Origin of the sequence: Pseudarthrobacter cremeus, from assembly GCF_051857465.1 — a bacterium.
GTDB lineage: Bacteria > Actinomycetota > Actinomycetes > Actinomycetales > Micrococcaceae > Arthrobacter.
The window spans coordinates 356,681-375,569 of the sequence record NZ_JBPZHC010000004.1 but is presented as its reverse complement, the minus strand read 5'-3'; the positions used below and the strand labels follow the sequence as shown (position 1 = coordinate 375,569).

18 protein-coding genes and 2 tRNA genes are annotated in these 18,889 nt (G+C 67.4%); 16 read left to right on the top strand and 4 right to left on the bottom strand.

The genetic code is table 11. The annotated features are described in order from the left end of the window. Window positions 1-2: 2 nt before the first annotated feature. On the bottom strand, window positions 3-602 hold the full coding sequence (locus ACS5PJ_RS10305) for a Tat pathway signal protein (RefSeq protein WP_439434774.1): 600 nt from the start codon (window positions 600-602) through the stop codon (window positions 3-5). Between the two features lie 172 nt (window positions 603-774). On the opposite strand from ACS5PJ_RS10305, the gene ACS5PJ_RS10300 reads away from it, so the two are divergent. From ACS5PJ_RS10300 to ACS5PJ_RS10270, 7 genes are all read left to right on the top strand, one after another. Next, window positions 775-1,431, top strand: coding sequence for an MOSC domain-containing protein (locus ACS5PJ_RS10300; RefSeq protein ID WP_439434773.1), 657 nt, complete (start codon window positions 775-777; stop codon window positions 1,429-1,431). Between the two features lie 417 nt (window positions 1,432-1,848). Continuing rightward, window positions 1,849-4,053 carry a DEAD/DEAH box helicase gene (locus ACS5PJ_RS10295; protein ID WP_439434772.1) on the top strand — a complete coding sequence of 735 codons (2,205 nt, stop codon included), beginning with the start codon at window positions 1,849-1,851 and terminating at the stop codon, window positions 4,051-4,053. Window positions 4,054-4,252: 199 nt separating this feature from the next. Beyond that, a complete protein-coding gene (locus ACS5PJ_RS10290) occupies window positions 4,253-4,786 on the top strand; it encodes a LysM peptidoglycan-binding domain-containing protein (protein WP_439434771.1) in 534 nt (177 codons plus the stop codon). A gap of 117 nt (window positions 4,787-4,903) precedes the next feature. Further along, window positions 4,904-4,975, top strand: a tRNA-Thr gene (locus tag ACS5PJ_RS10285). A 61-nt stretch (window positions 4,976-5,036) separates the two neighbouring features. Next, window positions 5,037-5,110 (top strand) — tRNA-Met (locus ACS5PJ_RS10280). A gap of 255 nt (window positions 5,111-5,365) precedes the next feature. Then, window positions 5,366-5,923 carry a dihydrofolate reductase family protein gene (locus ACS5PJ_RS10275; RefSeq protein WP_439434770.1) on the top strand — a complete coding sequence of 186 codons (558 nt, stop codon included), beginning with the start codon at window positions 5,366-5,368 and terminating at the stop codon, window positions 5,921-5,923. A gap of 70 nt (window positions 5,924-5,993) precedes the next feature. Next, on the top strand, window positions 5,994-6,644 hold the full coding sequence (locus ACS5PJ_RS10270) for an SDR family oxidoreductase (RefSeq protein ID WP_439434769.1): 651 nt from the start codon (window positions 5,994-5,996) through the stop codon (window positions 6,642-6,644). A gap of 48 nt (window positions 6,645-6,692) precedes the next feature. Here the strand turns inward: ACS5PJ_RS10270 and ACS5PJ_RS10265 are convergent, their stop codons facing one another. Next, window positions 6,693-7,859 (bottom strand): ROK family protein, encoded by a 1,167-nt coding sequence (locus tag ACS5PJ_RS10265; RefSeq protein ID WP_439434768.1) that lies wholly within the window; start codon window positions 7,857-7,859, stop codon window positions 6,693-6,695. Between the two features lie 139 nt (window positions 7,860-7,998). Between ACS5PJ_RS10265 and ACS5PJ_RS10260 the strand changes: the two genes are divergently transcribed. The 4 genes from ACS5PJ_RS10260 (at window position 7,999) to ACS5PJ_RS10245 (ending at window position 12,099) form a co-directional block, all read left to right on the top strand. Then, window positions 7,999-9,717: a glycoside hydrolase family 13 protein gene (locus ACS5PJ_RS10260; RefSeq protein ID WP_439434767.1), complete on the top strand. Its 1,719-nt coding sequence runs from the start codon at window positions 7,999-8,001 to the stop codon at window positions 9,715-9,717. A gap of 86 nt (window positions 9,718-9,803) precedes the next feature. Continuing rightward, entirely contained in the window at window positions 9,804-10,772 is a 969-nt protein-coding gene (locus ACS5PJ_RS10255) for an aldo/keto reductase (RefSeq protein WP_439434766.1), read from the top strand. 93 nt (window positions 10,773-10,865) lie between these two features. Beyond that, on the top strand, window positions 10,866-11,729 hold the full coding sequence (locus ACS5PJ_RS10250) for an HpcH/HpaI aldolase/citrate lyase family protein (RefSeq protein WP_439434765.1): 864 nt from the start codon (window positions 10,866-10,868) through the stop codon (window positions 11,727-11,729). Between the two features lie 145 nt (window positions 11,730-11,874). Further along, entirely contained in the window at window positions 11,875-12,099 is a 225-nt protein-coding gene (locus tag ACS5PJ_RS10245; protein ID WP_439434764.1) for a DUF3188 domain-containing protein, read from the top strand. On the opposite strand, the gene ACS5PJ_RS10240 is transcribed toward ACS5PJ_RS10245, so the two are convergent. Together ACS5PJ_RS10240 and ACS5PJ_RS10235 are read right to left on the bottom strand one after the other, a co-directional pair. Continuing rightward, window positions 12,089-13,765, bottom strand: coding sequence for a SulP family inorganic anion transporter (locus ACS5PJ_RS10240; RefSeq protein WP_439434763.1), 1,677 nt, complete (start codon window positions 13,763-13,765; stop codon window positions 12,089-12,091). The two genes, ACS5PJ_RS10245 and ACS5PJ_RS10240, sit on opposite strands and share 11 nt — an antisense overlap. Continuing rightward, window positions 13,762-14,142, bottom strand: a complete 381-nt coding sequence (locus ACS5PJ_RS10235) for an ArsR/SmtB family transcription factor (RefSeq protein ID WP_439434762.1) — start codon at window positions 14,140-14,142, stop codon at window positions 13,762-13,764. Before ACS5PJ_RS10235 ends, ACS5PJ_RS10240 begins: the two co-directional genes overlap by 4 nt. A gap of 113 nt (window positions 14,143-14,255) precedes the next feature. Between ACS5PJ_RS10235 and ACS5PJ_RS10230 the strand changes: the two genes are divergently transcribed. The 5 genes from ACS5PJ_RS10230 to ACS5PJ_RS10210 all read left to right on the top strand — a co-directional run bounded on the left by ACS5PJ_RS10230 (window position 14,256) and on the right by ACS5PJ_RS10210 (window position 18,780). Continuing rightward, window positions 14,256-14,738 carry an FAS1-like dehydratase domain-containing protein gene (locus tag ACS5PJ_RS10230; RefSeq protein ID WP_439434761.1) on the top strand — a complete coding sequence of 161 codons (483 nt, stop codon included), beginning with the start codon at window positions 14,256-14,258 and terminating at the stop codon, window positions 14,736-14,738. A gap of 2 nt (window positions 14,739-14,740) precedes the next feature. Next, entirely contained in the window at window positions 14,741-15,178 is a 438-nt protein-coding gene (locus ACS5PJ_RS10225; RefSeq protein WP_439434760.1) for a MaoC family dehydratase, read from the top strand. Continuing rightward, the gene (locus tag ACS5PJ_RS10220) at window positions 15,175-16,542 is read left to right on the top strand and encodes an MFS transporter (protein WP_439434803.1); all 1,368 of its coding nucleotides are present in this window, start codon (window positions 15,175-15,177) and stop codon (window positions 16,540-16,542) included. The genes ACS5PJ_RS10225 and ACS5PJ_RS10220 overlap by 4 nt, the downstream gene beginning before the upstream one ends. A 9-nt stretch (window positions 16,543-16,551) precedes the next feature. Continuing rightward, complete coding sequence (locus ACS5PJ_RS10215; RefSeq protein WP_439434759.1) at window positions 16,552-17,619, top strand: UDP-N-acetylmuramate dehydrogenase; 1,068 nt, start codon at window positions 16,552-16,554, stop codon at window positions 17,617-17,619. Window positions 17,620-17,682: 63 nt separating this feature from the next. After that, window positions 17,683-18,780, top strand: coding sequence for a winged helix DNA-binding domain-containing protein (locus ACS5PJ_RS10210; protein WP_439434758.1), 1,098 nt, complete (start codon window positions 17,683-17,685; stop codon window positions 18,778-18,780). Window positions 18,781-18,889: the final 109 nt, after the last annotated feature.

Sequence of the window (18,889 nt, the reverse complement as noted above, 5' to 3'; positions counted from 1 at the left end):
GCCTAGCCCCCCGTGCTTCCGCCCTTGGAGCTGCTGCCGAAGCCGCCCCGGCTGACCGTTCCGCCCTTGGTGCTGTACCCCGTGGACGCTTTGGCTCCGCTGGGAATGGTGCTGGTGTAGCTCGGGTATGAGGAACGGTTCTGGCCCACCGCGGGCACGCTGGCACCGCGGGAGTAGAAGTACCACGCAAACAACCCGCCGCCGCGACCGGCCGAACTGTTGCACTGGGTGTCCTCCACGCGCTCGCCGGTCTCGTCGTTGAAACACACCTGCGCGTACTCGGGCTCATCCTCGTTGCTGGCCACGATGGCAGTGATGGTGCCGGCCAGGAGCGCCGTGACGCCCAGGCCCACCACCACAGTCCGCCGCTGGGAGCGCTTCTTCCGCGCAGCCGCCTCATGGACCTGGCGCTCGCGGTCCTTCGCAAAGGGGTCCACCATCGGGGTTGGCTCATTCAGGAGTTCAGGGCGAAGTTCAGGCTTGGGCACCTGCCACGGCGGCGGCTTCGGCGCGCCCTTGGCGCCCTCCGGGTCGGGGCTTTTGCCTTGGTCCTTGTCCGGACCGTTGCCCTGGCCGTTGACCTGGCCCTTGTCCGGGTCCATGACTTCCCCCTTGGTAGTCCATGCTCAAATGTGGGCGCAACCCTGCGCCAGGAAAGCTCAATCCTGAAATCAGCCTAGCCGCTGCCCCGGGCTGCTGCGAGCAGAAACCGGGGGAGAACTTCCCACGCGGCATCACGGCCTGAACCTGCCTGTGGGAACCTACACTGGAGCCATGGAAACCGCATCCGTACTTGCCGTCTGCCGCGTCCACCAACTGCTTCCGGACGACTCAAACGTGGGCGTCACGGCCATCGACAAGCGGCCCGTTGAGGGCCCGGTCAAGGTCCACAAACTGGGGCTCCGCGGCGACATCCAGGCGAACCGGGTCCATCACGGCGGGGAGGACCAGGCCCTCTACGCGTACTCCCAGGAGGACGCCGACTACTGGGCCGAAGAGCTGCAGCGGGACCTTCCTCCGGGGTTTTTTGGCGAGAACCTTCGGGTGTCCGGCATCGAAACCACTGGGGCGGTGATCGGTGAACGCTGGAAGATCGGGCTGGAGGTGGAAGTCGAGGTCACCTCGCCGCGCACGCCTTGCGCCACCTTCCAGCGTCGGATGAAGGAGCCCCGGTTCGTCAAGCGGTTTACCGAGGTTGGACGGGTGGGAGCCTACCTGCGGGTGATCCGGACCGGCACCATCCAGGCCGGCGACCATATCCACCGGCTGTACGTCCCGAGGCACGGCGTCACCGTCGGCAAATGGTTCAGCGATCCGGACACTGATTCCATGGAAGCGTTGCGGGATGCCGAGGCCGACGGCGAGATCCGCCTCCAGCAGCCCGAATTCAACCAGAAGTTCGAGGCGCTGCTGCGGCAGTCGGCCGGGTAACCGCCGGCCGGATCCGGCTGCTCCGGCCGGTCACCGGACGCCGTGTGCGCAACGTCACCGCCGCCGTCGTACCTTCAATTACCTGTAAGGGGGATCCGTACCTTACACTTGAAATATCCCCCACTCCGGAAATCCCTTATTCCTGCCCAATTTTTGAGGCAGGACTGGCAAGTGTTGGGGCCCGCTAATGCGATGCGGGCATTTTCATAGGGAGAGCCGGCTAAAGAAAACGCTGTACAGACTGCTGGGATAGCAGCCAAGAGATGCAGCGGGAAGTCCTGCCACGGGATTGCGAAAGCGCCGGACTTCTATGTGACCGGCCGGTCAATGATTGCCCGGCACCCACGGCACATGTACTGCGGCTCCGCTCACCTCGGGTAGTGCCGCCTGGCCCCCTATGGATGAGGAAATTTCCCTATGCCCGAAAATCAAAACGACTCCGTCAACACTGAAAACACCGTGAACGACGTCGAGACCGCACCCGCTGCAGTCTTCATCGAAGCACCGATCGAAGCACCGCAGGCAGAAGCCGTAGAAGCCGAGGCCGTTGTGGCCGAAGCTCCCCAGGCTGAAGAATCACGCAGCGAAGCCCCCCGCGCCGAAGAAGCCCCCGTAGCCGACCCCACCAGCGGCGAGGCCGGCACCGAAGCTGACGGCATCCGCTTCGCCGATCTCGGCATTGACGGCCGCGTCCTCGCAGCACTGCAGGACGTCGGCTACGAAAAGCCTTCCCCCATCCAGGCCGCAACCATCCCGTTGCTGCTTGAAGGCCGCGACGTCGTGGGCCTCGCCCAGACGGGTACCGGTAAGACTGCAGCATTCGCAGTACCGGCGCTGTCCCGCCTGGCCGAGCTCCACGACCTCAACGGCCCCTCCCGCAAGACCCAGGCCCTGGTCCTTGCACCCACCCGCGAACTCGCGCTCCAGGTTGCCGAGGCCTTCACCTCCTACGCCAAGCACATCGATGACTTCACGGTCCTCCCCGTTTACGGCGGCTCCGCTTACGGCCCCCAGCTCGCGGGCCTGCGCCGCGGTGCCCAGGTTGTTGTCGGTACCCCCGGCCGTGTGATCGACCACATCTCCAAGGGTTCCCTGGACCTGTCCGAACTCCAGTACCTGGTACTGGATGAGGCCGACGAAATGCTGCGCATGGGCTTCGCCGAAGACGTGGAGCAGATCTTCCAGCAGACCCCGTCGGACCGCCAGGTTGCCCTGTTCTCGGCCACCATGCCGAGCCAGATCCGCCGCATGTCCAAGCAGTACCTGAACAACCCGGCCGAGATCTCGGTCAAGTCCAAGACCACCACCGGCGCCAACACCCGCCAGCGGTACCTGCAGGTCATGGGCCCGCACAAGCTGGACGCGCTGACCCGCATCCTCGAGGTTGAAGAGTTCGACGGCGTCATCGCCTTCGTGCGCACCAAAATGGCTACCGAGGACCTGGCTGACAAGCTGAAGGCGCGGGGCTTCCAGGCTGCCGCCATCAACGGCGACATCCCGCAGCAGCAGCGCGAGCGGACCGTTGAGGCGCTCAAGGAAGGCCGCATCGACATCCTGGTGGCCACCGACGTCGCAGCCCGCGGCCTTGACGTCGAGCGCATCAGCCACGTGATCAACTACGACATCCCCCACGACACCGAGTCCTACGTGCACCGCATCGGCCGCACCGGCCGTGCAGGCCGCAGTGGTGACGCAGTGCTGTTCATGACCCCGCGGGAGAAGTACCTGCTGCGTTCGATCGAGAAGGCAACCCGCCAGCCGGTGGAGCAGATGCACCTGCCCACCGCCGAGACGGTCAACACGCTGCGCCTGGGCAAGTTCGCCGAGCGCATCACGGAGACCCTCGAGTCCGAGGACGTTGCCGCGTTCCGCGACCTCATCTCCTCCTACGAGGAAGAGCACAACGTCCCGGCGTCGGAGATCGCTGCTGCGCTGGCCGTCATGGCACAGGGCGGACAGCCGCTGCTGGTCAAGGAACTGCCTGCAGCTCCTGAGTTCCAGAAGCGCGAACGGTCCAAGGACGGCTTCGGCTCACGCGGCCCCACCCGTACGCTCACCGAGGGCAACGCCACCTACCGGATCGCCGTCGGACGCCGCCAGCGCGTTATGCCGGGTTCCATCGTTGGCGCCATTGCCAACGAAGGCGGCATCTCCTCGGCCCAGATCGGCGGCATCGACATCCGCTCGGACCACTCCCTCGTGGAACTCCCGGCGGACCTGAGCCCCGAGCAGCTGCGCGCCCTGTCCCGCACCCGGATCGGCGGCGAGCTGATCAACCTCGAACTGGATAACGGCCGCAAGCCGTCCGGCGGAGGCGAGCGCGGAGGCTACCAGGGCAACCGTGGAGGGGACCGCGGCGGTTACTCCGGCGGAGACCGTGGCGGCAACTTCAAGGGCAACGGCGGGTTCAAGAAGGAATTCCGCAAGTCCGACGGCGAGCGCAGCTCCGCTGACCGCGGTGGCCGCTCCTACAGCGACCGTTCAGAGCGCTCCGTAGGCGCCGACAGCGGTGCAAACCGCGGCCAGGCCAGCGACTCCCGCTTCGGCGGCCACGGGGACGGCTCACGCAAGCCCCGCACCGAAGGCGGACAGGGCGGTTTCAACCGCAAGGGAAAGTGGTAACCGTCAGCTAGCCTGACACGTTTCGTCCCGAGGGGCCGGCTTTCGAGCCGGCCCCTCGGCGTTTAATGCCCGACGGCGGGCCGCCGCGGCGGGTGCGGTCCTTGGCAGCGGGTGCCTGCCCCCATACGATCGAGGGGCTACCGACGGCGTAGCTGCGGATCGACCCGGCCTGATGTGGGCCGTACGGCCGCAAAGCGCAATGAAAGGCATCACTGTGGGATTCCTGGACGATCTGAAGAAGAACCTCGGCTTCGGAGACAAGAACGAGGCGAAGGACGCACCCCAGGCCGGGGCGGGCGTGGATGCCGGAACGAACGGCACCACCACCCAGCCGGCTCCGGCGGAGGTAGCGCCGGAGGTAAACCAGGACGAGGCGGCAGCGCAGGCCGCGGCCGATCAGGCTGCTGCGGATCAGGCAGCAGCAGACCGCGCAGCAGTGGACCAGGCGGCGGCAGCCCAGGCCGCGGCCGACCAGGCAGCAGCCAACCAGGCCTCTGCAGACGCTGCAGCCGCGCAGCAGGCTGCCGATGCACAGGCTGCGGGTGCCGTTGCGGCACCGCCCGCTCCGGCCCAGCCGGCGGCGGTTTCGGAAGTTGTGGTTGAGGCCGGAGATACCCTCAGTGGCATCGCTGTGCAGTTCGGTGTGGGGCTGGACGCCCTGATCGCAGCCAACGCGGACACCGTCCCGAATCCGGACCTGATCTACCCCGGACAGGTACTCCGCCTGCCCTAGTTTCACTGCCGGATTGAGGCCACAAAAGGGCGCCGATGCAACTTGTTTCGGCGCCCTTGACCGGCCCCGATGCCGATTTGTTGGTGGCGAAATCTTCCGGTAGAGTATTTACTCGTTGCCCCCCTAGCTCAGTGGTAGAGCGCGTTCTTGGTAAGAACGAGGTCACCGGATCGATTCCGGTGGGGGGCTCTGGATGAGGGCCTGTGTCAAGGCGGTTTTTGACCGGCTTGCGCAGGTTTTTCTCATTCGTGGCGGTGTAGCTCAGTTGGTTAGAGCGCACGACTCATAATCGTGAGGTCGGGAGATCGAGCCTCCCCACCGCTACAGAGCAGGACCCCGAAGGCAACCGCCTCCGGGGTCCTTTTGCATTCCCGGTTCTGGTCGTCTCACCCGGACCTCGTCGCCGCGCCCGGATCTCGTCGCCGCGCCCGGATGTGGCGGCGTCGCCCGGATCGGGGGGCGACATCTCGGCGCTTAGGCCCCGCCAAGGCGCCGAGACCTCGCCAACCGATGGGCCGCCCGGGCGGATCCAGGGCCGACGCCTACCCAACCCAGCCCCGCGGAGGCACAATGGGGCGCATGGGTAAGCTCCTCTACCATTCCTCCGCTTCTCTGGACGGGTATGTCGCGGACCGGCAAGGCAAGTTCGACTTCAGTGCGCCGGACGAGGAAGTCCATGCCTTCGTCAACGACCTTCAACGCGACGTGGGCACCTATCTTTTTGGCCGGAACATGTACGAGGTCATGGCGGTCTGGGAAACGTGGGACACCGCGGCTGAGCCGGCCGTTGTGCAGGATTTTGCACGGATCTGGCAGGGAATCGACAAGGTTGTGTACTCCACGACGCTCCCCGCCGCCTCCACCGCCCGCACCAGGATCGAGCGGACATTCGATCCGGAAGCGGTCCGCGGGCTGAAGGCCGGAACCGGCATCGGCATCGGCATCGGCGGCCCCACCCTCGCGGCCGCGGCTTTCCGGGCGGGGCTGGTGGACGAATGCAGTCTCTTCGTCACCCCGTTCGTGGTGGGCGGCGGCAAGAAGTACCTTCCCGATGGCCTGAACCTGCGGCTTGAACTCCTTGAGGAACACACCTTCGGCAGCGGCACCGTGTACCTCCGCTACCGCGTGCTGCCCTGACCGCGGGCGGAGACCACGGCTTGCTCCGCCCGTCGAGGACGCTTTCCGGCCGGCAGGGCAGAATGGGGACATGACCCGCATCGCAATCATCGGCGGCCACGGCAAAGTGGCCCTCCATCTGTCCACCCTGCTCACCGAGGAAGGCCACAGCGTCACCTCGATCATCCGCAACCCGGACCACGCCGCCGATGTCGCGGCAACGGGGGCGACGCCGTCGGTCCTGGACGTTGAGAACTCGACGACGGCGGCAATCGCCGGGGCGCTCAGGGGACACGACGCCGTGGTCTGGTCGGCCGGTGCCGGCGGCGGGAACCCGGAGCGGACGTATGCGGTGGACCGCGATGCCGCGATCCGGTCAATGGACGCGGCGGCGGAGGCCGGCGTCGGACGTTATGTCATGGTGTCCTACCTCGGTGCCGGTCCGGACCATGGGGTGCCGGCCGGGAACAGCTTCTTCGCCTACGCCGAGGCCAAGGCGGCCGCGGACGAGTACCTGCGCGGTACTGGGCTGGCATGGACCATCCTGGGTCCGGGCGCGCTGACGGACCAGCCGGGGACCGGGCTGATCGAGGTGGAGGCCGCGCGCGAAGGCAACCGTGAAACCTCCCGCAGCAACACGGCAAGCGTGGCCGCGGCAGTGCTGGACCTGCCGGAGACGGCCGGCCGGACCATTGAGTTCCACGACGGTACCCTGCCCATCGCCGCGGCCCTGCAGGCGTAGGCCCTGCAGCCGTAGGCCCCGGAGCGGACGCCGGTGGGGCCTGGCGGCCTACGTCCCGGCCGTGAGGTCCAGCTCAAGCGCGTGCGTTTCGACGTAGTCCAGAGCATGCCTGACCGCGCCCACCGTCACGATCGCATCGCCGAGCGGGGATGCAGTGACCCGGGGGACTGTGGCGGTGAAGCGTGGCAGCAGTTCCATGATGCCCGGGAGCAGTGCGTGGGCTGACTCTGCCACGGCGCCGCCGATCACCACCTGCTCCGGGTTGACCATGATGGCCACTGAGGCGATCACCCGTGCCACGCGTTCCGCCAGCCTGTCCAGCACCGCGACGGCGGCAGGGTCCCCGGCGGCGGCGGCAGCGAAAACCGCGCGGGCCTCGACGGTAGGCGGCTCGCCGGGCCGCGCATACCATTCGCGGGCGAGGTAGGCGATGCCATCGGCGCTGCCCACTCCCTCGATCATGGTGAGGTAGCCCATCTCGCCCGCGGCCCCGCTGTGCCCGTGCAGCAGCCGCCCCGATTCGATGACGCCGGCGCCCATCCGCTCGCTGGCCAGGATGACCACCAGATCGTCCACACCGGTTCCGGACCCGCGCCACCGTTCCCCGAGAGCTGCAAGGTTGGCATCGTTCTCCAGCAGCACCGTCCAGCCGTGGCGGTCGGCGAGGGCTGTGCGGAGTCCGACGTCGAACTGCCGCCAAAACTGCTTGGTCACCAAAACGTTGCCTTGCCGGTCCACCGGAGCTGCCAGCCCGGCCGTCACCGCCAGGACCGTTGAGGGGCCGGTCCCTGCCTCAGCCAATGCCTCGCCGCACGCCTGGTTCACCACATCGATCCGCTCGCGGGCCGGAATCCCGGCGCTGCGGAACGTGCGGCTTGCCCTGCCCACAATGGCTCCCCGCAGGTCCGCCACTACCGCCGTGGTGGTGGCGGCGCCGATGTCGATACCCACAACGAAGCCGGCCCGGGGGTTCAGGACAAAGCGCCGGGCGGGGCGGCCCTTGACGGAGCCGGGCCCGCGGCCGGAGTCCAGTTCAGTAATCCATCCCCGGCGGAGGAGATCCTCACACACGGCAATCACCGAAGCGCGGGTGAGGCCCGTGGCGGCCATCAGATCCGTTCCGGTGGCCACCTCCGTCGTGCGCAGGAAGGCCAGGACGGCGTGGGCGTTGACCCGCCGCAGCATTTGCGGAGTGGCTGCGCCGGCTGCCTTCATGTGACCTTGACCTTCCCGGATACGGGGCTGATAATTGATGCGGCAATATATTTAGATTCTATCTAAAGGCCTGCCCTGCACCACCCAACCGCACCGAAGTGTCCAGAAACAGACCGGCCGAGACCTCCGAAGGATTCACTTGTCCACCACCGCCACGCTGGCAACCATGTCCGATCCTGACCGCATGAGCGATCCCAACTGGTGGCGCCAGGCTGCCGTGTACCAGATCTATCCGCGCAGCTTCTCCGACTCCAACGGCGACGGCCTCGGTGACATCAAGGGCATCACAGCCAGGGTTCCGTACCTGAAGGAACTGGGGATCGACGCCGTCTGGCTGAGCCCGTTCTACCCCTCGGCCCTCGCCGACGGCGGCTACGACGTGGACGACTACCGTGACGTGGACCCCAAGCTGGGTACACTGGCGGACTTCGACGAAATGGCCAAGGCCCTCCACGGCGCCGGCATCAAGCTCATCGCCGACATCGTCCCGAACCACTCCTCCAACCGCCACGAGTGGTTCAAGGAGGCCCTCGCTTCGCCGAAGGGTTCCGCTGCCCGCGACCGCTACATTTTCCGCGACGGCAAAGGCCCTGACGGGGAGTTCCCGCCGTCGGACTGGGATTCAGTCTTCGGCGGTCCGGCATGGGAGCGGATCACGGAACCTGACGGCACAGCCGGCCAGTGGTACCTCCATATCTTCGCCAAGGAGCAGCCGGACCTGAACTGGTCCAACCGCGAGGTCCGCGACGACTTCCTCAAGACCCTGCGCTTCTGGTCCGACCGCGGCGTGGACGGCTTCCGGGTGGACGTGGCCCACGCCCTCACCAAGGACCTCACCGAACCCCTGCTGTCCAAGCTGGAGCTCAGTGCCGCCAACACCGGGGTGGACGGGTTCGACGACGGCACGCACCCCTTCTGGGACCGCGACGAAGTGCACGAGATCTACACCGAATGGCGCGAGGTCTTCAACGAATACAACCCGCCGCGCACCGCCGTGGCCGAGGCATGGGTCCACGCCACCCGGCGCGCCCGCTATGCCAGCCCTGAAGGACTGGGGCAGGCATTCAACTTCGACCTCCTCCAGGCCGATTTCGATGCCGAGGAATTCCGCGAAATCATCACCCGAAACCTCGCCGAAGCGGCAGCCACCGGCGCTTCCTCCACCTGGGTCTTCTCAAACCACGACGTCGTCCGGCACGCCACGCGCTACGGCCTGCCCCAGTTCCCCAAGGACAAGACCAAGGCCCATGCCAAAGGCCAGGACGGCAAGGACTGGCTGCTGGCCGGCGGCCCGCAGGAGGAGCTGGATGCGGAGCTCGGTGAGCGCCGCGCCCGCGCCGCCAGCCTGTTGATGCTCGCGCTCCCCGGTTCCGCCTACCTTTACCAGGGAGAGGAGCTGGGCCTGCAGGAAGTGGCGGACATTCCCGACGCCGAGCGCCAGGATCCCACCTACTTCCGGAACAAGGGCGTTGAGGTGGGCCGGGACGGCTGCCGCGTCCCGCTGCCCTGGAACGTCGAAGGCACGTCCTTCGGCTTCGGCGACGGCGGCGCCCACCTGCCGCAGCCGGACTGGTTCGCCAAGTACGCCGTCGAGGCTGAGGACGGCACCGAAGGATCCACGCTTGAGCTGTACCGTCAGGCCCTGAAGCTGCGACGGGAACTTCAGGCCGATGAGGAACTGACCTGGATCCCCACGGGGAACTCTAAGGTCCTGCATTTCAGCCGTCCCGGTGGCTGGCAGTCAGTAACCAACTTCGGGGACCTCGCCGTCGACCTTCCGGCCGGGGCCGTGCTGGTCAGCAGCGCGCCGCTGGAAGACGGCAAGCTCGGCGCCAACAGCACCGCCTGGCTGCGCTGACATCAATGAATTAGACGCACAGGTGGCGGGACCGGGCCGGGTCCCGCCACCTGTCCGTCTGCCACAGCCCATGAAAGAGTGAAACAGTGACCGACCACACCGCCCCATCGTCCGCGCAGGAGCTCATCTACGGCTGCATGGGCCTGGGCGGCAGCTGGTCCGACGAGCCGTACGGCACCGACCACGTGGACGAGGCCGCGGCCGCCATCGAGGCCGCGCTGGAGATCGGCATCACCCTGTTTGACCACGCCGACATCTACCGCAAGGGCAAGTCCGAGGCCGTGTTCGGTGAGGTCCTTGCGGCCACGCCGGGCCTCCGCGACCGCCTCCGGCTGCAGACAAAATGCGGAATCCGGCTCGGCGAAGGGGGGATCCCGGGGCACTATGACCTGAGCAGGGACGCCATCCTGGAGCGGGTCGGCGGAAGCCTCTCGAGGCTGCAGACGGACTTCGTGGACGTGCTCCTGCTGCACCGCCCCGATCCACTGACCGACCTCGCGGAGGTGGCTGGCGCCGTCGGGCAGCTGATGGCCGAGGGCAAGGTACGCGCTCTGGGCGTGTCCAATATGTCCGGTGCGCAGATCCAGGCGCTGCAGGACCGGCTGGAAGTACCCGTCATTGCCAACCAGCTGGAGATGAGCCTGCTCAAACGGGCCTGGCTGGAGAGCCAGGTCCTGGTGAACCATCCCGAGTCGCTGGACTACAGTTTCCCGCACGGAACGCTCGAATACTGCGCCCGGAACGGCATCGCGCTGCAGGCCTACGGCGCGCTGGCCCGCGGACTGTACACCGGCGCTGCGCCGGAAGACCCGACGACGGCTGAGACTGCCGCTGCAACGCTGGTGGCGGAGCTGGCCGGGAAATACAGCACCTCCGGCGAATCAATACTGCTGGGCTGGCTGATGAAACACCCGGCCAGGATTGCGCCGGTCATCGGGACGGTCAATCCGGCCCGGATCAGGGCATGCGCGGACGCCGGCCGGGTAGCGGCGGCCCTGACCCGTGCCGAATGGTATGGGCTGTGGATCGCTGCCCGGGGGAGCAGCATCCCGTGATCGGCGGCGCGCCCGCCGCCGTATTGGTCGTATTGGTCACTCATCAGCGCCATCGCTTAGCGCTGGCGGTGCCCTGCCGGATACGGTAGATACATGACGTCAACCATCGCCACCGAGACCGTACGGCCCGAACGCAATATCCCAGCAGAAATCGCCCGTTCATGGCTCCTGGTGAACGCTATGAAAACCGAACTGTTTGACCAGTCCGCCGCCTCGCGCGCGGATTCGATCATCCTCGATATTGAAGACGCCGTGGACCCGTCACAGAAGGACCAGGCCCGCGGACACGTCATCGACTGGCTGGGCGCCGGCGGTAAAGCCTGGGTCCGCATCAACGACGCCACCAGCCCGTTCTGGGCCGACGACCTCGCCGGACTGCGCGGAACCCCCGGCCTGCTCGGCGTGATGCTCGCCAAGACCGAATCCGCCGACCAGGTCACCGAGAGCTTCCACCGGATGGACGGCAAGACGCCCGTTATCCCGCTGGTGGAATCCGCCGTCGGGATCGAGGAAGCCAACAACATCGCCAGGGCGCAGGGCGCGTTCCGGCTCGCCTTCGGTTCCGGTGACTTCCGCCGCGACACCGGAATGGCCGCCACCGCCGAGGCCATGGCCTACCCGCGCGCCAAGCTCGTGGTCGCCAGCCGGGTCGGCAACCTGCCGGGCCCCATCGACGGGCCCACAGTGGGCACCAACCACCCCATCCTGCGCGAGCAGACCGGCATCACCGTGATGATGGGCATGACCGGAAAGCTTTGCCTGGCCATCGACCAGACCCCGGTGATCAACGAAGTCATCAGCCCCACCCCGTCCGACGTCGCCTGGGCCACTGACTTCATGGCCGACTTCGAGGCCAACGGCCGCGTCATCCGCGACGGCTCGGACCTGCCGCGGCTGGGCCGTGCCGAGAAGATCATGAAGCTCGCCGTGGCCTTCGGCGTTCAGCCCGCCCTGTAAAGCCTCTCCAGCAACTGACGCCTCTCCAGCAACGCGGGGTCACTTAACGCCCGATAACGACGTCGGATCGGGCGTTAAGTGACCCCGCGTTGCTGTTGTGGGGCCGCGCAGTATCTGAGGCCGCGGCCCTCGGTAGACTGTCACGGTGCTCAAAGAATTCTGGGAATCTGCGCCCACCTCCTACAAAGTCCTGGTCTTCAGCGCCATGGGCCTCATCGGCGTCGGGCTCATCCTGAACATTGTGGGCAACACCGGCAACAACCGGGAGCTGGCGGTGGGATCGCTTGCGGTCATCGGGCTGGGCCTGGTCCTGCATATTGTCGGCCTGGTGGTCCGCGGCCAGGCGATCCGGAAGAACCTCAGGCGCTAGCGGCGGCTGCGTTCCTGCTCACGTGGCTGCGGGCGTGTTCCACGGCGGCAGGAAGGTCCTCGAACAGGTGCTTGTGGTGGCGGAGCGAGCGGATCACTCCAACGTTGGTCACCAGGGCCAGGTGATCGGGCCGCACTCCCTTCAGCAGGACCGTGATGCCGCGCAGTTCCAAGGCGGCTATGACCTCCACGAGTGCATGCGCTCCGGTGGCGTCCAGCATCCGCAACTGGGAGAGCCTGATGATGGCCACCTGGATGTCCCGCACCTGGCTGATCTCCTGGAGGATGCGTTCCGCGGCGCCGAAGAACATGGCACCGTCCAGCCGGAAGACAGCAATGTGCTCGTCACCTGCAGCGCGCGGCCCGGAAATCTCTTCCCGCTGCACGCTGCTCAGCGAAGCGAATTTCCGCAGCGTGAAGAGGGCCGCGGCGGCCAGCCCGATCTGGATCGCGACGATCAGGTCGAAAGCCACCGTGATGATTGCCGTGAGGATGAATACTGCCGCGTCCGATCGCGTTGAGCGCAGGATCGCCGCGACCGTCCGCCGGGACACCATGCGCGTCGCGGTCACCATCAGCACACCCCCCAGGGCGGCCAGAGGGATCTGACCCACCAGCCCGGCGGCCAGGTAGACGATGCCCAGGAGCACCACGGCATGCACCACCGCGGAGAGACGCGTCCTGGCGCCGGAGCGCACATTCACGGCCGTCCGGGCGATGGCGCCGGTGGCAGGCATTCCGCCAAACAAGCCCGCGGCTATCGAGGCCAGGCCCTGGCCGGTCAGCTCGCGGTCAGGGCTGTAGGCACCGCTGGGTCTTCCGTCCGGCCCCGCCATGCCGCCTGCCACGCGGGCCGACAGCAGCGATTCGATGGCCGCCAGGGCGGCGATGGCCACTGCAGGCATTGCCAGCGCGCCCATTGACGCCGGATCCATGGCGGGAAGGGAGGGTGACGGCAGGGAATGCGGCAACGCGCCGATCCGGGGCACGTCCAGCTGCAGAAGTCCAGCAGCCGTCGTCGCGAGGAGCACGGCGAGCAGGCTGGCCGGCAGTGCCCGGAAATACTTCTGGACCAGGACCATCACGACGGCGACTCCCGCCACAAGTGCCAGCGTCAGCAATACCGTGGGGGACTCCGCCCCGGAGGCCGACTCGATGGCCGCCAGCAGGGTGTTGTGGCCAGGCGTGCCTGCCGTGCCTGTGGCCAGCGGAACCTGCTGGAGGAAGATGATGGCGGCAATGCCCAGCGTGAAGCCTTCCACTACCGGCCAGGGTATGAAGGCCACCGCCTTGCCCAGTCCGCTGATGCCCAGGACGCAGACCATCAGCCCGGCCATCACCGAGACCAGGGCCACGCTGCCGGCTCCATGCACCGCCACCACGGGAGCCAGCACCACCACCATGGCGCCGGTGGGTCCCGATACCTGTACGTGCGAGCCGCCCATGACCGCAGCCACCAGCCCGGCCACGATCGCGGTGATGAGCCCGGCCTCGGCGCCCACTCCCGAGCTGACCCCGAATGCGAGAGCCAGCGGCAGCGCCACAATACCCACCGTGATCCCGGCCAGGAGGTCCGTCCGCCAGGATTGCCGGAGCCCGGTGTAGTCCGCCCGTGACGGCAGGAACCGGGTGAGCCGCCGGGAACCGGAACGCAGGGCCGTGCTCACGAGGCGGTCTCCGCGGGGAGGTGCCCGGCCGGCAGTTCCTGCGCGAGCCTGAGCTGTTCGTTGGAGTCAGCAAGGCTGTCGAGCAGGAACGTGCGCGCGATGGCCAGAAGCTCCGAAATCCCGGGGTGCGCCAGGCGGTAGGTCACAGCGTTCGCCGTCCGCACCGACGTCACCACTTTGTGCTTGCGCAGGGTAGCGAGGTGCTGGGAGAGGTGGGAGGCCTCGAGCCCGGTCTCGGTGAGCAGGTAGCTGACGGGGGCGGTGTTCTTAGGAGCCGCAGCCAGGAGCTCCAGGATCCTGATCCGGGCCGGGTGCGCCAGCGCCTTGAACAGGTTGGCCTTGATCTCGTACAGCGGAGCCTGGGCGGCGGACAACATTGGCGTGCGCTCCTTTGCGGCACCGGATCGGGCCACTTGATGGAATGATGAATCCATCATATCAAGCCGACACAAGACCCTTCGCTGGCAGCCCAAAGGATAGGCTTGGAGCCATGACTATCAATCCGGACCTGCAGGGCCGCAGCTACCCTGCCGCAGAGGTGTACGACGTCGGCCGCGAGAAAATCCGCGAGTTCGCCCGCGCGGTCAAGGCCACCCACCCCGCCCACTTCGACGTCGAAGCCGCCAAGGCCCTGGGCCACCGCGACCTCGTAGCACCCCCCACCTTCGCCATCATCATTGCCCAGCGTGCCGACGCCCAGCTGATCGAGGATCCGGAGTCAGGCATCGACTTCTCCCGCGTGGTCCACGCAGACCAGCGCTTCACCCACCACCGCCCCATCATCGCCGGCGACCGGCTCGTCGCCGAACTCCACGTCGACGGCGTCCGCGCCATGGGCGGCGGGGCCATGATCACCACCCGCTCCGAAATCTTCGCCGTATCCGACGGCGGCAACTCCGACGGCGGCAGCGAAGTCCGCGAACCGGTCACCACCACCACCTCATCCATCCTGGTCCGCGGAGAGGGACAGTAACCATGAGCCCCACTTTCAACGAACTCACGGCCGGCCAGGACATCGGCAGCCGCACCATCGAGGTCACCCGCACGGACCTGGTCAAGTACGCCGGTGCCTCCGGGGACTTCAACCCCATCCACTGGAACGAAGCCTTCGCCACCGGGGTGGGACTGCCCGGTGTCATCGCCCACGGAATGTTCACCATGGGTGCCGCCGTGCAGCTGGTGACCGACTGGGCAGGTGATCCGGCCGCCGTCGTCGATTTCCAGACCCGTTTCACCAAGCCCGTTCCGGTATCGGACACCACCGGCACTCCGGAACCCGGGGCCACCATCGAGGTCAGCGGCGCCATTGGAAAGCTCGACGCCGACGCCGGCACGGCCCGCGTTGACCTCACCGTCACCTCGGCGGGCCAGAAGGTCCTGATGAAGGCCCAGGCCGTCGTCAGGGTGTCCTGAACCGCCCGGAGTCCCTGACCACCCCGGCTGCTGCCGAGGTCACCCGCTGGCGCAACGCCGTCGTGGTGGCCTACGGTGCCAGCGGAGTGGCCTTCGCCTCCTGGGTTTCACGGCTCCCGGCCATCCGGGACGGCCTTGACCTGACCCCCGGCAACGTCGGGCTGCTCCTGCTCTGCATGACGCTGGGATCGTTCCTCTCGGTGTCCGCCTCCGGGCTGATCGTGCTGCGGCTGGGCTCCAGGCTGACCATCCGCACCGGCAGCATCATGGTGGGCGCCGGGCTGGCCATCACCGGATTCGGTACCTCGGTGCTGGCCAATCCTGTAGCAGTTGCCCTTGGCCTGGCAGTCATCGGCCTCGGCACCGCCAGTTGGAACACGGCGTCCAACGTCGAAGGGGCCGCCGTCGAACGGGCCGTGGGCCGGCACATCATGCCGCGCCTCCACGGGGCCTTCAGCCTGGGCACCGTGGCAGGCGCCGGGCTGGGCGCGTGGGCTGCGGCAGAGTCCCTGCCGGTGTTCTGGCACTTGGCCGCGGCGGGCGCCGTGGTTGCGGTTTCGGTGACGACGGCGGCAGCCTGGTTCCGCGCGGACACCACCCCGGTGGCCGGCGAACGCACCTACGTTCCGGATAACTTCGAAGATCCCTCGACGGGCCCCATTGCCATCATTGCCCCGGGCACCCGGCCGCTGGCAGGGTCGGATGTTCCGGCCGACACCACCGTTCCGGGTGACACCTCCGTTCCGCGTGACACCACGGTTCCGCGCGCTCCGCTGGACAACAAGCGCAAAATCGCCGAAGCCTGGCGGGACCGGCGCACGCTCCTTCTTGGGGTGATGGTGCTCGGACTTGCCCTGGCCGAGGGAGCCGCCGGCGACTGGGTTGCGCTGGCCCTTGCCGACGGGCACGGCCAGTCGGACGCCGCCGGAGCCGCCGGCTATGGATTGTTTGTGACCTTCATGACCATCGGCCGGTTCGCCGGGACGCTGGTGCTGGACCGCTTCGGCCGGGTCCCGGTGATGCGATGGTGCGCAGCCCTGGCCGTGTTGGGGCTCGGCCTGTTTGTGTTCGCCCCGGTTCCCTGGCTCGCGTACGTGGCCCTGGCCATCTGGGGGCTGGGCGCCTCCCTCGGTTTTCCGGTGGGCATGTCGGCCGCGGCGGACGATCCCGCCAGGGCAGCCGCCCGCGTGTCCGTGGTCTCCACGATCGGTTACGGAGCCTTCCTGTGCGGTCCGCCGCTGTTGGGCCTGCTGGCTGAACACGTGGGCATCCTGCACTCCCTGCTGTCCGTGATGGTGATGCTGGTGGTCAGCTTCCTGTTGTCGCCGGTGGCCCGCAAAAGCCTGCAGACGCCACTGCGTTAAGCTGGGACCGTGACCCAAACACTGCTCTCCCACCTGACCACGTCCGCCGTCGGAGGCCCTGCCGGCACATTCATCGAGGCCAAAACCGAGGCGGAGATCATCGACGCCGTCCGTTCCGCCGATGCCGCGGGCGAGCCGCTGCTGATCATCGGGGGCGGGTCAAACCTGCTGATTTCCGACGACGGGTTCCCCGGAACGGTGGTCAAAATCGCCTCGACGGGGTTCACCGTCAACGCGGAGGACTCCTGCGGCGGCGTGTCGGTCGTGGTGCAGGCCGGCCACAACTGGGATGCCATGGTGCAGCACGCGGTCCTGCATGCCTGGTCAGGCATCGAGGCCCTGTCCGGAATCCCCGGGCTGACCGGCGCAACGCCCGTCCAGAACGTGGGTGCCTACGGCGCCGAAGTCTCGCAGACCATCGCGGCCGTGCGCACCTGGGACCGGACGCGGAACGCCGTGCAGACCTTCACCAACTCGGAACTGAAGTTCGGGTACCGGGATTCCATCCTCAAGCAGACCACCGTCAACGGGTCGCCGCGCTACGTCGTACTGACCGTCGAGTTCCAGTTGCCGCTTGGCCGGATGAGTGCTCCCATCCGCTACGCCGAACTGGCCCGCTCCCTGGGCGTGGAGCAGGGCCAGCGCGCGTACGCCAACGATGTCCGCCGCGAAGTGCTCCGGCTGCGCACCTCCAAAGGGATGGTGTGGGACACGGCCGACCGGGACACGTACTCCACCGGCTCGTTCTTCACCAACCCGATAGTTCCCGCTGACGTGGCGGCACGCCTGCCGGAGTCCGCGCCCAAGTACCCCGCCGGCCAGGACGGGCTGGTGAAGCTTTCAGCCGCCTGGCTCATCGACCAGGCAGGGTTCGGCAAAGGCTACGGAATGGAGGAGTCCAGCGCCTCCGGAGGCCGGGCATCCTTGTCCACCAAGCACTCCCTGGCAATTACCAACCGCGGCTCAGCCAGCGCCAAGGACATCCTGGCGATCGCGCGCGAGGTGCGTGCCGGCGTCGTCGAGCGCTTTGGCATTGAGCTGCATCCGGAACCGCTGCTGATCGGCCTGGCGCTCTAGTCCTGGCGCTCCGGCAGCGGGCGGATATTGGTTCCATAGCGGGGGGATGAGGGAGTGAGTGGCATGGCGAGGACCCGGATCAGCCGCAAGGTCCTGGGGCGGCTGCGTCTCGCCTCCCAAGGATTGCTAGGCCCCGGGTTGGGCTCGGTTCCCGATGCTGTCCGCTGGATGACGGCCTCACAGGCGCAGGATCTGCAGGCGGCGCTGTGGGCGGTGGGCGTGCGGGTTCCGGGGTCGGGTCTGGGCGATGTCAGGGCCGCGCTGGACAGCGGCAGCGTGGTCCGCTCCTGGCCGATGCGGGGAACCCTTCACCTGGTGGCGCCCGAGGATCTGCGGTGGATGCTGGACCTCACCGCCGAACGCCTGACCCGAAGCATCGCCGGCAGGCACCGTGAACTGGAGATCGCCTGGGCGGACATCGAAAAGAGCCGCGACGCCGCCCTGGAGCATGTGGCGGGCGGCGGGGCTTTGAGCAGGGCGGAACTATTTGCCGTCTTTGAGGCGGCCGGGCAGCCCACCACCGGCCAGCGCGGGATCCACATCCTCGGGACCCTGTGCCGGCACGGCTGGCTGGTCCAGGGGCCCCTGGCCGGAAACCAGCAGCTGATGGTGGCCTTCGAGGATTGGATCCCGGTTTCGCGGAAGCTTGAGCGGCAGGAGGCGATGGCCGAGTTCACGCTGCGCTACCTCCGCAGCCACGGGCCGGCCACCCTCCGTGACTTCGCCTGGTGGACCCAGCTTCCGTTGACCGAAGTGCGGGCCGCGTTTGAGCAGGTGCGCGGACAGTTGGTGGAGCTGGAGTTCGAGGATACGAGCTTCTGGCTGTCACCGGAGACGGCAGCGCTGCTCGACGACGGCGTGCCAGGCCAGCGCTCTGTCCACCTGCTGCCGGGCTTCGATGAGTTCGTGCTTAGCTACACGGACCGGCGCCTCGTCCTGGCACCGGAGCACGCCAACAAGATCGTTCCGGGCGGCAACGGTGTGTTCAAGAAAACCGTGGTGGCCGGGGGAGAGGTGATCGGCACGTGGGCCCGGGAGGGCACCGGCCGGAGCGCCGCCGTCGTGCCTGAGCTTTTCGACGCAGCCAAACCCCTCGGCCCCGGTGCCCAGGCTGCCCTCAGCAAAGCCGCCGACCGCTACCTGGCTTTCCTCAACTCCTGACACGCTCCTCACCACCTGACAAAGCAACGCGGGGTCACTTAATGCCCTCCCGCGGGTGCGGAACGGGCGGTAAGTGACCCCGCGTTGGTAACTTGCTGGCTGGAGTTTG

Excerpts from the sequence above, each read along its gene's own strand:
- ACS5PJ_RS10290 (WP_439434771.1), top strand. The coding sequence starts at position 4,253 with ATGAAAGGCATCACTGTGGGATTCCTGGACGATCTGAAGAAGAACCTC.
- ACS5PJ_RS10275 (WP_439434770.1), top strand. The coding sequence starts at position 5,366 with ATGGGTAAGCTCCTCTACCATTCCTCCGCTTCTCTGGACGGGTATGTC.
- ACS5PJ_RS10250 (WP_439434765.1), top strand. The coding sequence starts at position 10,866 with ATGACGTCAACCATCGCCACCGAGACCGTACGGCCCGAACGCAATATC.
- ACS5PJ_RS10225 (WP_439434760.1), top strand. The coding sequence starts at position 14,741 with ATGAGCCCCACTTTCAACGAACTCACGGCCGGCCAGGACATCGGCAGC.
- ACS5PJ_RS10300 (WP_439434773.1), top strand. The coding sequence starts at position 775 with ATGGAAACCGCATCCGTACTTGCCGTCTGCCGCGTCCACCAACTGCTT.
- ACS5PJ_RS10305 (WP_439434774.1), bottom strand. The coding sequence starts at position 602 with ATGGACCCGGACAAGGGCCAGGTCAACGGCCAGGGCAACGGTCCGGAC.
- ACS5PJ_RS10295 (WP_439434772.1), top strand. The coding sequence starts at position 1,849 with ATGCCCGAAAATCAAAACGACTCCGTCAACACTGAAAACACCGTGAAC.
- ACS5PJ_RS10230 (WP_439434761.1), top strand. The coding sequence starts at position 14,256 with ATGACTATCAATCCGGACCTGCAGGGCCGCAGCTACCCTGCCGCAGAG.
- ACS5PJ_RS10270 (WP_439434769.1), top strand. The coding sequence starts at position 5,994 with ATGACCCGCATCGCAATCATCGGCGGCCACGGCAAAGTGGCCCTCCAT.
- ACS5PJ_RS10210 (WP_439434758.1), top strand. The coding sequence starts at position 17,683 with ATGGCGAGGACCCGGATCAGCCGCAAGGTCCTGGGGCGGCTGCGTCTC.
- ACS5PJ_RS10235 (WP_439434762.1), bottom strand. The coding sequence starts at position 14,142 with ATGTTGTCCGCCGCCCAGGCTCCGCTGTACGAGATCAAGGCCAACCTG.
- ACS5PJ_RS10265 (WP_439434768.1), bottom strand. The coding sequence starts at position 7,859 with ATGAAGGCAGCCGGCGCAGCCACTCCGCAAATGCTGCGGCGGGTCAAC.